The organism is Rubneribacter sp., assembly GCF_965361815.1.
Window position 1 is genome coordinate 26,640 of sequence record NZ_CBDTNW010000145.1, and the last position, 12,587, is coordinate 39,226.

The 12,587-nt window shown below is 63.7% G+C and carries 13 protein-coding genes and 1 pseudogene; 2 read left to right on the forward strand and 12 right to left on the reverse strand.

What is annotated here, in order from left to right:
• Positions 1-89 precede the first annotated feature (89 nt).
• Complete coding sequence (locus ACWKY3_RS10620; protein WP_449316380.1) at positions 90-1,649, forward strand: FAD-dependent oxidoreductase; 1,560 nt, start codon at positions 90-92, stop codon at positions 1,647-1,649.
• A gap of 331 nt (positions 1,650-1,980) precedes the next feature.
• Here ACWKY3_RS10620 and ACWKY3_RS10625 read toward each other — a convergent pair whose 3' ends face one another.
• From ACWKY3_RS10625 to ACWKY3_RS10645, 5 genes are all read right to left on the reverse strand, one after another.
• Positions 1,981-2,436 (reverse strand): hypothetical protein, encoded by a 456-nt coding sequence (locus tag ACWKY3_RS10625; protein WP_449316381.1) that lies wholly within the window; start codon positions 2,434-2,436, stop codon positions 1,981-1,983.
• A gap of 136 nt (positions 2,437-2,572) precedes the next feature.
• Positions 2,573-2,992 (reverse strand): MerR family transcriptional regulator, encoded by a 420-nt coding sequence (locus ACWKY3_RS10630; RefSeq protein WP_449316382.1) that lies wholly within the window; start codon positions 2,990-2,992, stop codon positions 2,573-2,575.
• A gap of 97 nt (positions 2,993-3,089) precedes the next feature.
• Entirely contained in the window at positions 3,090-3,536 is a 447-nt protein-coding gene (gene dut / locus ACWKY3_RS10635) for a dUTP diphosphatase (RefSeq protein ID WP_449316383.1), read from the reverse strand.
• A 1-nt stretch (position 3,537) separates the two neighbouring features.
• Complete coding sequence (nrdR, locus tag ACWKY3_RS10640) at positions 3,538-3,984, reverse strand: transcriptional regulator NrdR (protein ID WP_449316384.1); 447 nt, start codon at positions 3,982-3,984, stop codon at positions 3,538-3,540.
• 117 nt (positions 3,985-4,101) lie between these two features.
• Positions 4,102-4,404 (reverse strand): hypothetical protein, encoded by a 303-nt coding sequence (locus ACWKY3_RS10645; RefSeq protein ID WP_449316385.1) that lies wholly within the window; start codon positions 4,402-4,404, stop codon positions 4,102-4,104.
• Between the two features lie 114 nt (positions 4,405-4,518).
• On the opposite strand from ACWKY3_RS10645, the gene lexA reads away from it, so the two are divergent.
• Positions 4,519-5,157: a transcriptional repressor LexA gene (lexA, locus tag ACWKY3_RS10650; RefSeq protein ID WP_449316386.1), complete on the forward strand. Its 639-nt coding sequence runs from the start codon at positions 4,519-4,521 to the stop codon at positions 5,155-5,157.
• Between the two features lie 129 nt (positions 5,158-5,286).
• On the opposite strand, the gene hflX is transcribed toward lexA, so the two are convergent.
• From hflX to ACWKY3_RS10685, 7 genes and pseudogenes are all read right to left on the reverse strand, one after another.
• On the reverse strand, positions 5,287-6,603 hold the full coding sequence (gene hflX / locus ACWKY3_RS10655) for a GTPase HflX (RefSeq protein ID WP_449316387.1): 1,317 nt from the start codon (positions 6,601-6,603) through the stop codon (positions 5,287-5,289).
• Between the two features lie 33 nt (positions 6,604-6,636).
• Complete coding sequence (miaA, locus tag ACWKY3_RS10660; RefSeq protein WP_449316388.1) at positions 6,637-7,584, reverse strand: tRNA (adenosine(37)-N6)-dimethylallyltransferase MiaA; 948 nt, start codon at positions 7,582-7,584, stop codon at positions 6,637-6,639.
• Positions 7,574-8,935 (reverse strand): tRNA (N6-isopentenyl adenosine(37)-C2)-methylthiotransferase MiaB, encoded by a 1,362-nt coding sequence (miaB, locus tag ACWKY3_RS10665; protein ID WP_449316389.1) that lies wholly within the window; start codon positions 8,933-8,935, stop codon positions 7,574-7,576. Before miaB ends, miaA begins: the two co-directional genes overlap by 11 nt.
• A gap of 15 nt (positions 8,936-8,950) precedes the next feature.
• On the reverse strand, positions 8,951-9,295 hold the full coding sequence (locus ACWKY3_RS10670) for a stage V sporulation protein S (protein ID WP_449316390.1): 345 nt from the start codon (positions 9,293-9,295) through the stop codon (positions 8,951-8,953).
• 152 nt (positions 9,296-9,447) lie between these two features.
• Complete coding sequence (locus tag ACWKY3_RS10675; protein WP_449316391.1) at positions 9,448-10,542, reverse strand: ATP-binding protein; 1,095 nt, start codon at positions 10,540-10,542, stop codon at positions 9,448-9,450.
• 12 nt (positions 10,543-10,554) lie between these two features.
• Positions 10,555-12,087 carry a ribonuclease Y gene (gene rny / locus ACWKY3_RS10680; protein ID WP_449316392.1) on the reverse strand — a complete coding sequence of 511 codons (1,533 nt, stop codon included), beginning with the start codon at positions 12,085-12,087 and terminating at the stop codon, positions 10,555-10,557.
• Positions 12,088-12,349: 262 nt separating this feature from the next.
• A pseudogene (locus tag ACWKY3_RS10685) lies at positions 12,350-12,587 on the reverse strand (regulatory protein RecX); the annotation flags it as partial.

Genomic DNA, 12,587 nt, shown 5'->3' on the forward strand with positions numbered 1-12,587 from the left:
CAGCTGAACAGGTGGATGGTTGGGCATGCGGCACTGGACGAACGGTGCGGGCGCTCAGCGTTCCACATCCAAGGGCAAAGGAGGAAACTATGGGAAATCTTACGCGCAGGGACGTGCTCAAGGGGTTTGCGCTCGGTTCGGCCGCAATCGCTTCGGCGGGAGCGCTTTCGGCATGCTCGCCATCAAGCGGTGAAACCAATTCCGCCGGCTCGCCGGATTCCTCCGCCTTCAAGTACGCCAAGTTCAAGAACGAAGTCACGGACATGGAGCAGATTGAAACCGACGTGCTGGTGGTCGGTGGCGGCGGCGCGGGCGTTTGCGCGGCGCTCAGCGCAGCCGAACAGGGGGTGCAGGTCGTCCTTTGCGAGAAGGTGAGCGTGCTGGGCGGAGCGACCATGCTTTCAAGCGGCAAGATCCCGGCCGTCGGCACGAAGCAGCAGGTGGAGAAAGGCAAAAGCGACAGCATCGGGGCCTGCGCCATGGACATCATGCGTCCGAGCAATTACAGCGTCCGTCCCGATTTGGTGTACACGGTTTGCGAACAGTCGAAAGACATCGTGGAGTGGACCGAGGCTCACGGAGCCGTTTGGACGCTTGACGAAACTTTGTACTATGGCCAGACGGCTTATCGCATGCATACGACCGATAACGGCGGCCAGGGTCTAATGGACGCCCTCGTTGCCAGCATGGCTTCGCAGCCGAGCATCACGCAAATGCTCGACTGCGAGATTCTCGGCCTCGTCCTTGACGATGAGGATGAATCAGTAGTGGGTGCATATGGGGAAAACAAGGCCATGCTTGCCAAAAACACCGTTTTGGCGTCAAGCGGTTTTGCGAACAATCCTGAAATGCTTGCCCAATACTGCCCCGAAGCGGTGAACGCGTTTCCCATGGTTGCGCCGGGAGCAACAGGGGAGGGTATCCTTTGGGCCGAAGAGCTTGGGGCCGAGCTTCAGAACATGGGCGCGTATCAGGGGCATGCGTTTCATGGCGTGGACAACGGCTCTACCCTTGAGCAGGGCGTTGCCAACAATGGCGGCATTATCGTGAACCAGGAGGGCAACCGCTTCATGAGCGAATACGGTGGCTATTCGGAGCTTTCTCCGCACGTGATCGCCCAAACCGACCATATTGCTTACCTTTGCTTCACCAATGCCCAAATAGAAAAGAGCGCCAAGTACGCCAGCTGGGAAGAAGCCGGCATCGTCATGAAAGGGGAAAACCCAGCCGAACTCGCAGCTGCCATTGGGGCCGATGCGGCAACGCTCGAGAAGACGATCAACGAGTATCAGGAAGGCATAATGAAGGGCGAGGACAAGTTCAATCGCTCGCATCTTCCTGAAAACTTCGATGGTCCCTATTATGCGGTGAAAATAACCGGCGAGATTCGTCACACGCAGGGCGGTATGGCAACCGATGTTGCCGGCCATGTGCTGCGCCCCGATAAAAGCATCATCAAAGGTCTTTACGCGGCAGGTGGTTGCACCGAAGGGTTCTCTTCGCGCGGTGGAGCAGCCTATATGAGCGGCAATGGCCTTATCCAGGCGCTGGTCTTTGGCAAGATTGCCGGGAAATACGCAGCAACGGAAGACAAGGAGTCGGCAGCGTTGGTCGAGTGGACGAAAAGCGAGATTGACGCATATAAATAATTCGGAGCGAGATATCTTCTTCGCAAAAAGGCCGGTTTTTCGAAGCCGGCTTTTTTGCGGAGTTGTCCATCGAATCGTAAAAGACGCCTCGGCCCATGCGTAGGACGACGGAAGGTTAGAGTAACTCTAACCAAGAGAGGCATCGAGTCGCGCGCGATGCGTCCGGAGCAAAAACAGCGTCAATGCGCTTCGCTCGCAAAACGCGGAAAGCAAGGTTTGCGTCAGTCCGAAAGGGGGCGCGCAGGACCGCTCTCGGGCATCAGCGGTCCCTCAATTCGACTTTACATAAGATATGTTATCAATAAAATGCTTCGATTGGCGCTTTGAGGCGTCATCCCCATGTCGAGCTGGCTCCCGTCGCTGCGCCGCCGAGGTTCGCCAGGGTTGCGTAGTCGCCGCTTTCAAGCATCGCTACGAGCTCGGGCAGCAGCAGGTAAACCGACACCGCGTTGAGCACGACGGCTATGGCGCACACCGCCATGGCAACGATGCTCGACCGCTTCAGCCGCGTTGTGGCCGAAAGCGTCTCGGCCGAGGTCTTCGCAAGCGCGCCCAGCTTCCTGTACGCGATGATCGCGCAAATCAAGCCGGCCGTCGACAGAAACACGCCTCCTATGAAAAGCGACACCGGGCCGAACACGCTTGCAAGCGCAACGAGCGTCTGGGCGGACTTGGCCTCTCCAAGGTTCCGCCCGTTCGGACGGGGTTCGCCCGGATCGCCGCCTCCGGATTGGCGCGTTTCGGGAGCCGGAGGCGGCTCGGGCGTCTCTTGTTTGCGATCAGTCATCTCATGTCCTTCACTGGTGCTCAATATCATGCATTTGAACTGGGGTTTTACAAACGAGGCTCTGAGAGCCGTTCTAAGGGCCTGTTTTGCCCTTCCGCGACTCCTAGGTCGTCGAAAACGACGTTTTGACAACCTCTCATGCCCGAGGCCTTTCGTTTTCGGCCAACTTGGCGCCTGCAAAGCGGAGGCGGTCCAAGCACACCTGCAATTCGGCGATATGGTACTCCAGAACGGTTTCCTGCGACTTGACGATGGAGAGGCGCTCGCCGCGCGTGGCGGAACCCCTCTTCTGAAGCCTCACGAAGTACTGGATGCCCTCGATGGACAGCCCGCTTTTCCTCAAAGCGTCAACGAGATGAAGCTGCTCCACGTCGTCGCGCGAGAAACGCCGGACTCCGCGCTTGGCCCGCGCCAGATTCGGAAAGAACCCGCACTTGTCGTAATAGCGGATCGTGAACGCGGAGATACCCGTCATGTCCGAAACATCCTTGATGCCCAGCCACGCGCCGCCCTCCGGCGCACAGGCGCCTTCGTCTGTCGACTTCTCGTCAGGCATTGCCCACTCTCCTATCATTGCATTAGAGTAACTCTAATTAGAGTTACTCTAATGCAATACGTTTCAAAAGGGGAGAAACGTGAAAGCCTCTCCTCGCTCAGAGGCTGACACCGCTGCTCCCAAACCCACCGGCACCGCGCTCCGTTGAAGAAAGATCCTCAACCTCCTCAAGCGTCATGCGGGGAACCTTCACCACGACAAGCTGCGCCACGCGGTCCCCCCGCCTCACCTCGAAGGCGTTGTCGGGATCGGTGTTGAGGAGAATGGCCTTGATCTCGCCTCGGTAGTTGGAATCTATCAAGCCGGGGGCGTTCACCAAGGACACGCCATGCTTGGCGGCCAGCCCGCTGCGCGGCAGCACGAGTCCGGCGTAGCCGGGAGGGATGGCCACCGCAACGCCGCATGGGACGAGCTTCCTCTCAAGCGGCCCCAGCACGCAGTCCTCGGTCGCCCGAAGATCGATCCCCGCGTCGCCCTCGTAAGCGTAGGAGGGCATGGGCAGGCCGTTATCCGTTCGAACCGCAGGTATCTTGATCTCATCCATGTCAGCGCAACCCCTCGAGCGCGGAGGCGAACTCCTCCACGTTTTGGAAATCCTTGTAGACGCTGGCGAACCTCACATAGGCGACGTCGTCGAGCTTCGCCAGGCGCACCAGCGCCATGTCCCCCAGCTCCTTCGAGCGGATCTCGCTTTTCGAAGCGTTGCGCAGCTCGGTTTCTATGCTGTCGATGAGCGAAGCGATCTGATCGGGTGATATGGGCCGCTTCGCACAGGCCATCAGCAGGCCGCGCATGAGCTTTTGACGATCATACGCCTCAGATGATCCATCCGCTTTGGTCACGAGCAAGGGGTTGTCCCCCAAACGCTCGTACGTGGTGAAGCGCCGGCCGCAATCCAGGCACTCGCGTCGGCGGCGGATGGCCGTACCGTCTTCCGACGGGCGGGAATCGACCACCTTGGATTCGGTGTTTCCGCAAGCAGGGCAACGCATAGAGGACAGCTCCTTCGGTTGACGTAGGCCAAGCCTAACATACCAGATATAGTGCCTCAATCGAAATGCCGCTTCCCTGCAAGAAAAACCCACCGACACGCGCCTTGACGCCGCCGCCTACAGCCCGAAGACTGCGCTCGCCATCGCCAGGGCAACAAACGCGAAGCCAGTCACAACGGCTTGGCTGACGGGAACACGGTCGAAAGCCTTGCCGCGCGCGGTGCCATAAGCCAGGCTCTGGAGGGTTTCGCTCGACAGACGCCTCCCAGACGTCGGCGTCGCGGCGCCCTCAAGCCTCTTTCGCCCGCAGGCGTTCGTGGGGAAATCGATGACGATCCCCTTCGGAGCGAGCCCGTGCGTAAGCCCCGGATCCAGCGCCGACGTGCCGTCCACAGGGCACCGCAGATCGAAATTCCTCATTTTTTGCCTCCTTGGCCTTGCGTAGAACCTATGTTCGCGTATATAATAGAGCGAACATAGGTTCATGTCAATAGAAAAATTGAACATATGTACGACCCGAGGAAAGGAAGGGCCATGACGGGAAAAGTGACGAAACGCCAGCGAGCCGTGCTCGACTGCATCGAAGAGTGCATCCGGGAGAAAGGGTACGGCCCGACGGTGCGCGAGGTCTGCCAAAGCCTGGGGCTCTCCTCCCCCTCCACTGTGCACGTCCACCTCAAAGCCCTTGAGGAGAAGGGCCTCATCAAGCGCGACCCGCTCAAGTCGCGCTCCATCGCCCTCACCTATCCGCTCGAGGACGCCTCTGCGGCGTCGAACATCGTGCAGCCCAGCTTCGGCAAGATCGTGAACGTTCCGCTCGTCGGCAACGTTGCCGCTGGCACTCCCATCCTGGCCGAGGAGAACATCACCGACACGCTGTCGCTTCCTACCGACATCGTGGGCGACTCCCCCTCTTTCCTGCTGTCGGTGCGCGGTGAGAGCATGATAGAGGCGGGCATCAACGACGGCGACTACGTCGTGGTCAAGGAGCAGCCTGTCGCCAACAACGGCGACATCGTGGTGGCCATTATCGACGACGGCGCCACGGTCAAGCGCTTCTACAAGGAAAGCGACCACATCCGCCTGCAGCCCGAGAACTCCTCCATGGATCCCATCATCACAACCGATTGCTCCATCGCGGGCAAGGTGGTGGCGGTGTTTCGCCGCCTGTAGGGTCTGCGCGCCCGCCCTTTAGGCGCTCGCGATCCGCGCACCCATACGGGACGGAGGTGCCTGAAGCGCAGCGCCGCCCTCCGCCATCGAGGCAGAGCGGAGGGCGGCGCGCAGGGAAGAGCGTTTCGCCTATTCGCCCCCAACTGCAAACCGACGGAACATCCCGGCGTAGGAGGGCGAAGCCAGCATGGTGATACGCGTCCCGCCCTCTTCGTGTGCCTCGGATAGGATACGGCAGCGCTCGTGCGCCACCGACACAAGGTCGCCGCGCTCGTACGGAACAAGAACCTCGAGGCGCTCGTCGTGCGCCGAGGCGATGCGCGCGATGTGATCGACGAGAGCCTCTATGCCCTCCCCTGTGGCCGCCGACACGATTTGCGCCTGAGCATGACGCGACTCGATGGCGCCCGCATCCTCGGCGCTGACCAGATCGCATTTGTTGAACACGAGCACGCGGCGCAGGTCCTGGGCACCAATCTGCTCGAGCACGTCCTCGACAGCGGCTATCTGGGCCTCACGCTCCTCAGACGACGCATCCACCACGTGCAGCACAAGATCGGCACCTGTGATCTCGTCGAGCGTGGACTTGAACGCCTCCACAAGCGTGGTGGGCAGCTTCTGGATGAAACCGACCGTATCGGTTATGGTTATCTCGCGTCCTTCGGGCAGCTCGAACCTGCGCGTGGTGGAGTCGAGCGTGGCGAACAGCTTATCGTAGGCCAGGACGTCGGCCCCGGTCAGACGATTGAGCAGGCTCGACTTGCCGGCGTTCGTGTAGCCGGCCAGCGCCACTTTGAACATGCCGCTTTCGTAGCGACTCTCGCGCTGCACGGCGCGCACCTCAGCCAGGTGCTTGAGCTCGCGCTTGATGGACGTGATGCGCTTGCGCACCATGCGACGGTCCACCTCCAGCTGGCTCTCACCTTCGCCGAAGCGCGACCCCACGCCGCCGCCCATGCGGTTGGAGGCAAGGTGCGCCCACATGCCGCGCAAGCGCGGCAGCAGGTACTCGTTTTGGGCGAGCCGCACCTGCAGCCGCCCCTCGCGACTGGTGGCGTGCAGCGCGAAGATGTCCAGGATGAGCGCCGTGCGGTCGATGACCTTCACGTCCTTGCCCACCGTCTTCTCGAGGTTCGCCTGCTGCGACGGGGTGAGCTCGTCGTCGAACACCACGAGGTCGGCGGCGTGAGCGCGCGCAAGCTCGGCCACCTCCTCCGCCTTGCCGGTTCCGATGAAGGTTTTGGGGTTGGGCGCCTCAAGCCGCTGGGACGTTGTCGCCACCACGTCGGCACCGGCGGTGTCCGCCAAGCGCTCAAGCTCGGCCAAGGAGGAAGCGAGCGGCCATTTCGCCCCCGGACGTTCGACGCCCACGAGCACCGCGCGCTCCCTGCGCTGCTCGGACAAAGCGGCCGCGCCGCGCGAGATGGCGGATTCAAATTCGGACATAAGGCGATCCTTTCCCGTAAAGCGCGTGCGCAATCAGCATCGCGCAGGTTCTCCGAGCGCATCCAGGGCTCGCTCGACAAGCGCCTCCACGTCGCCGTCGTTCGCATCCACCCACCGGATGCGCCTATCCTTGCGAAACCAGGTGCGCTGCCTCTTCGCGTAGCGCCGCGTGGCCACCTTGACGCGATCGACGGCCTCAGCGAGCGTCGATCGCCCCTCGATCGCGTCCGCGATCTCCTTGTAGCCGATGGCCTGCGGCGCGGTGACCCCCTCTCGGAAACCCTGCGCAAGCAGCCCCCGCACCTCCCCCACCAATCCGGCCTCCACCATGGCGTCCACTCGCGCGTCGATGCGCGCCCGCAGCACGTCGGGATCAACCGCCAGCCCCACGAACGCTGCGGGGACCGCCTGGGGGATCGACGCAAGCCGTGCGCGCTGCGCGGCGTAGGACCCCCCGTCCTCCAACAGCTCGAACGCGCGGATCACGCGCTTCACGTCGGCTGGCGGGATGAGGGCCGCGCTCGCCGGGTCGCGCGCGTCAAGCAGGCGCCAGAGCGCTTCGACGCCCTCGTCCTTGGCGAGACGCTCGTAGCGCTCCCGCACCGGGTTGCCAACCTGGTCGCCTTTGGGAAACTCGTAGCCGTCGATGGCGGCGCGCACGTAGAAGCCGGTCCCTCCGCACAGGATGCAGCGCGCCCCGCGCGCGTCTATCTCGCGAAACCGCTCCCTCGCAAACGCCTGGAACAAAGCCGCCGAAAACGGCTCGCCGGGATCGACCAGGTCGAACCCGTGATGGGGCACTTTGCGCTCATCGACGGGAAGCTTGCCGGTGCCGATGTCCATGCCCCGGTAGATCTGCATGGAGTCGGCGCTCACCACCTCTCCCCCAAGCCTCAGGGCAAGGGCCTGCGCAAGCTCGGTCTTCCCCGAAGCCGTGGGCCCCACGACGCAGATGACAGGCGAGCCCAGCTCAAGCACCATCCACAACCTCGCCGGAAAGGTACCAGGTCTTCGCCTCGTCCACCCGCACGCGCACGATGCTGCCCGCCAGCTCCTCGGCCGATCGTCCGGCGGGAAGGGGGGCGTGCACAGTCTGGTTCTTGGGGCTTTTGCCGGACAGCAGCAGGGCGTCGCGCTTCGAGGCGCCCTCCACCAGCACGTCGACGATGGACCCCTTGTCGCGCTGGTTCGCCTCGAACGCACGCTTCTGCACCATGTCGACCAGGCGGTCGAACCGGCTCTGGACCACCTCGTGCGGAGTCTGATCCTCCATGGAGGCAGCCGGCGTGCCCTCGCGCTTGGAGTAGATGAACGTGAACACCTGATGGTAGCCCACTTCGTCGATCAAGCGGCACGTGTCCTCGAAGTCCTTGGCCGTCTCACCGGGAAAGCCCACGATGACGTCGGTGGACAGCGCGACATCCGGACACGCCTCGCGCAGCTTCCGCACAAGCCCCAGGTAGTGCGCGCGCGTGTAGCGGCGGTTCATAGCGGCCAGCACCGTGTCGGAACCCGACTGAACAGGCAGGTGCAGCGCCGGCATGAGCGAGCGCAGCGTGCCGAACTTCCCTATCACCTCGTCGGTGAGGTCCTTCGGGTGGCTTGTGGCGAACCGCAAACGCTCGATGCCCGTGGCGTCCAAGGCGTCGAGGACAGCGGCGAAGCGCGGGGCCCCGTACAGATCGCGCCCGTAAGAGTTCACGTTCTGGCCCAAAAGCGTGATCTCCTTCACGCCGGCCGCCACATAACGCTCGGCCTCCGCGACGATGTCCTCAAGCGGCCTCGATTTCTCGCGGCCGCGCACATAGGGCACGATGCAGTAGGAGCAGAAGTTGTTGCAGCCGATGGTGATGGGCAGCCACGCCGCCCAATGATGCTCGCGCGCCGTGGGAAGCTCGGTGGGAAAAGACGAGGCGGCGTCGAGCACCTCCACCTGATGCCCGCCCTCCGCAATGGCCGCCTCCAGCAAACGCGGCAGGGAGGCCAGGTTGTGGGTGCCGAACACCACGTCAAGGTGCCTCAGCTCCTCGACGAGCTTCTCCCCGTCGCGCTGCCCGATGCAGCCGCCCACAGCCACGATGCGCTTCGAAAGGGGCGAACCCGCGCGCAGGGGCACGTTTTTGAGCGAAGCCACCTGGCCGTACAGGCGCGTGTCGGCCGCCTCGCGCACGCAGCAGGTCATGAACGCCACAACGTCGGCGTCCTCTATCGTCTCGACCGGCAGGGCCCCCAGGCCCTCCAGCATGCCGGCGATGCGTTCGGAGTCGTGCTTGTTCATCTGGCATCCGAACGTGCGGATGCAAAACGTCATGTTCGTGAAAGGGGTGTGCATGGTCCTCTGCGTTCTCTAGCGGTCGGTCGGAGCGATGCGGCCGGCGGATTCGGAGACGCTGACGCCGCGCAGGTAGCGGGGATCTATCGTGAACCGGATGGCCGTGCGGTACTCGCCGTCGATGACGATGTCCGCGAACGACGGCACGCAGGCTATTTCGATGCCTATGGGAGACAGGAAGCCGCGCGAGATGGCGATGGCCTTGACAGCCTGGTTCACCGCACCCGCGCCGACGGCCTGTATCTCCACGCAGACGCCGTCTTTCACCATGCCGGCGATGGCGCCCGCCACGGAAGCCGGGGAGGATTTTGACGATACCTTCAGGCAGCCGATGTCCGAAGTGTGCTCAGTTGTGGGCATGCATGTCCTTTTTCGTGTTTCGTTGCATGTGCGTTTGCTTCGACGCCTGTGCGTCCATGGACCGCACCCAGGTGCCCCATCATTCTACCCATTCGCACTATGGCGCGCAACCAGCCTCTATGCAGATGTCGTGAAGGGGCCGGGTGGCAATCCTAGCGCGTTTTGACGACAGGGACGAACACGCGGACGCCGTCTTTGGAAACGCGCACCTCGGGGGCCACGTCGGGTTCCAGGTAATAGGCGCGCGCCAATTCGGCGAACGCCTCCCCCACCCTCCGCGAGAACTCCTCGAGGTCGGCGTCGTCTATCCTGAGTCCGCGCGCGTCGAAGCGGGAGTGCTTGGTCGCGCGCGGCGCAGGCCGCGCCGCCTCGGGGCGCTCGTCCCCCTCTATCCGAATGCGGCTTAAGATGGGTGCGAGGGGCGCGATCTCGCCGTCCATGATGCGCCGGGCGCTCCGCTCCGACAGCTCGAGGCCGAGAGCGGCTGCCTGAGTCGCGAAGGAGGCTGGGTCGGCGCAGACCGACAGGCGCCTGCAGACGGCAAGCTGCTCGGGATCCGTGCAGAAGGCGCGCTCGGCGGCAGTCACCGACGACAGCCCGAAGGCGTAGAGCGTGGCCGCCACGTCGGTGGCCGATCCGAGGTAGACCGAGCACGTCGCGCGGCTTTCGATGGCGAACTCGCAGACCGTCCGCAGGATGTTCTTGGGACCGCGCACCGCGACGCTTCCCGACTCCGAACGTTCGAACGAGGGGAAGCTCGACTGATCGGCCTTCTCTCCCAAAGAGTCCAGGTCGGTCTCGACCAGAAACGCCGAGCCTTTGCCCGCATCGGAGGTGACGACGCGGGCCTCGGTCGCGTTCACCGCGATGGAGTACAGGGCCATTCCGCGACCGTGCACCCCCCACTTGTCCATGCGCATGGTGTCGAGTTTCGAGGTCACGCGCGGCTCGAATATGCGCTCGTGCATAGCCGGAGGGATGCCGTCGCCGTCGTCCACCATGACGATCCGTCGCGTGCGGTCGTCGCGCGTGACGGCCAAAAACACGTTTCCCGCCTGCGCGTCGCGCGCGTTGCGCAGCATCTCGATGACGATGTCCTCGGTCGAGCGGATGTCGTGCGCCGCCTGACGCCGTTCGGCCTCCGCGCTCCTCAGGCGGACGAAGCCGTCTCCGAGGTCGGCTTCGACCCGAAGACGGCTCTCGCCGCACACGCGCTCCACGAAACCCTCAAGCGAGGCGTCGGCCATGCGAGGGCCCGCCTACTTCGCGATGCCGACCGCGCGGCTCTCGCGGATGACCACGACCTTGACCTGGCCGGGGTACTGCATCTCGTTCTCGATGCGCTGCGCGATGTCGTGGGCGAGCACCGTGGTGGCCGCCTCGTCCACCGTGTCGGGCTCCACCATCACGCGCACCTCGCGGCCGGCTTGGATGGCGTAGGTGCGTTCGACCCCTTTGTAGGAGCCTGCTATCTCCTCAAGCTTCTCGAGGCGCTTCACGTAGGCGTCGAGCGTCTCCTTGCGTGCGCCGGGACGCGCGGCGGACACGGCGTCGGCGGCCTGAACGAGCACGGCCAAAACGCTTGCGGGTTCAACGTCGTTGTGATGGGCCTCCACAGCGTGCACGATGTCGGCCTTCTCGCCGAAGCGACGCGCCAGATCGGCCCCGATGACAGCATGGCTGCCCTCCACCTCGTGGTCGACCGCCTTCCCCAGGTCGTGCAAAAGGCCGGCGCGCTTCGCGGGCACAGGATCAAGCCCCAGCTCGGCAGCCATGACACCCGAGAGGTACGCCACCTCGAGCGAGTGGTTCAAGACGTTTTGGCCGTAGGAGGTGCGGTAGCGCAGGCGCCCCAGCGTGCGCACAAGCTCCGGATGCAGATCGTGGATGCCCGTGTCGAAGGCGGCCTGTTCGCCCGCCTCCTGCACGCGCTGGTTCACAAGCGCCTCCGCCTTGCCGAACATCTCCTCGATGCGCGCCGGGTGAATGCGCCCGTCGGCCACGAGGTTCTCCATGGTCACACGGCCTATCTCGCGGCGCACCGGATCGAAGCACGAGATGGTCACGCACTCCGGCGTGTCATCGATGATGAGGTTCGTGCCCGTCAGCTGCTCGAAGGAGCGGATGTTGCGCCCCTCCCGGCCGATGATGCGTCCCTTCAGGTCGTCCGAGGGGATATGGATGGCCGACACGGTGGTCTCGGCGGCGTGATCGGCCGCCACGCGCTGAATGGCCAGGCTCAAGATGGAGCGGGCCTTTTTGTCCGCCTCGGCCTTGGCCCGGGCCTCGGCGTCGCGGATGATGGCCGCCGACTCGTGGGTCACCTCGTCTTTGAGCGTGTCCAGCAGCTCGGCCTTCGCCTCTTCGGGCGTCATGCCGGCCGCACGCTCCAGGCGGCTGGTCACCTCGCGCTCGGCCGCGTTCAAATCGCGCTCGCGGCGCTCGAGCTGGCCTTGCAGCGACGAAATCTGATGCTCGCGCGCATCGAGCGACTCCACGCGCCGGTCGAGCGACTCCTCGCGCTGGGATACGCGGTTCTCCGCAGCCCGCGCCTCGCGCAGGCGCTCCTTGCTCTCGGCCTGAGCCTCCTGCTTCAGCTTGAGGGCCTCGTCCTTGGCTTCCACGATCGCTTCGCGGCGCAGCGTCTCGGCCTGTCGCTTCGCATCCGCCACAACGGATTCCGCCTCCTGCGCCGCACGCTTGGTGGACGCGTTGGCGATGTAGCGCGTGATGACAAAGCCGGCGCCGACGCCGACGACGGCGCCGACGATGAGCCATAAAATCTCGGGCATGGCCTCCCCCTTTCGTTTTCGGTTCCCGCAGTGTCTCAGTTCAGTTCATAGGCATAAAAAATCCCGGCATAACCGGGCATGAGCGAACGCACGCGATACGGGTTGCATCGTATGAATTTGTCTATAAGAAGTACCCTGTCGGATACGTTTCACTCAAGCTTGCGTCTATGATAGAGCTTGAGCGCCGTTTGTGAAAGCGCGGACAAGAAATATTCTGAAATATCGGGCCGATCGGGCCGCCTGAATCGTCGGGCGGCGGCCCTCAGAGGTCGCGTCCTTCGTGCCATATCCGCGCCGCGGCGGTCGAGACCGCGGCGCCGAACCCCTTCTGCATGAGCCTTCGGTAAGCGGCCGCGCGCACCTTCTTGGCGCGCGGGGGCGTGCGCTCGAGCACGCCGAGGGCGCGCTCGACTTCCGAATCGTGGTCGTCGGAAAGCCCCCCGGCGAAGCCGTCCTCGCACGGCGGCTCTATGCCGAGCGAGGCGAGCTCGGCGCGGATG

Excerpts from the sequence above, each read along its gene's own strand:
- ACWKY3_RS10620 (WP_449316380.1), top strand. The coding sequence starts at position 90 with ATGGGAAATCTTACGCGCAGGGACGTGCTCAAGGGGTTTGCGCTCGGT.
- ACWKY3_RS10625 (WP_449316381.1), bottom strand. The coding sequence starts at position 2,436 with ATGACTGATCGCAAACAAGAGACGCCCGAGCCGCCTCCGGCTCCCGAA.
- ACWKY3_RS10630 (WP_449316382.1), bottom strand. The coding sequence starts at position 2,992 with ATGCCTGACGAGAAGTCGACAGACGAAGGCGCCTGTGCGCCGGAGGGC.
- dut (WP_449316383.1), bottom strand. The coding sequence starts at position 3,536 with ATGGATGAGATCAAGATACCTGCGGTTCGAACGGATAACGGCCTGCCC.
- nrdR (WP_449316384.1), bottom strand. The coding sequence starts at position 3,984 with ATGCGTTGCCCTGCTTGCGGAAACACCGAATCCAAGGTGGTCGATTCC.
- ACWKY3_RS10645 (WP_449316385.1), bottom strand. The coding sequence starts at position 4,404 with ATGAGGAATTTCGATCTGCGGTGCCCTGTGGACGGCACGTCGGCGCTG.
- lexA (WP_449316386.1), top strand. The coding sequence starts at position 4,519 with ATGACGGGAAAAGTGACGAAACGCCAGCGAGCCGTGCTCGACTGCATC.
- hflX (WP_449316387.1), bottom strand. The coding sequence starts at position 6,603 with ATGTCCGAATTTGAATCCGCCATCTCGCGCGGCGCGGCCGCTTTGTCC.
- miaA (WP_449316388.1), bottom strand. The coding sequence starts at position 7,584 with ATGGTGCTTGAGCTGGGCTCGCCTGTCATCTGCGTCGTGGGGCCCACG.
- miaB (WP_449316389.1), bottom strand. The coding sequence starts at position 8,935 with ATGCACACCCCTTTCACGAACATGACGTTTTGCATCCGCACGTTCGGA.
- ACWKY3_RS10670 (WP_449316390.1), bottom strand. The coding sequence starts at position 9,295 with ATGCCCACAACTGAGCACACTTCGGACATCGGCTGCCTGAAGGTATCG.
- ACWKY3_RS10675 (WP_449316391.1), bottom strand. The coding sequence starts at position 10,542 with ATGGCCGACGCCTCGCTTGAGGGTTTCGTGGAGCGCGTGTGCGGCGAG.
- rny (WP_449316392.1), bottom strand. The coding sequence starts at position 12,087 with ATGCCCGAGATTTTATGGCTCATCGTCGGCGCCGTCGTCGGCGTCGGC.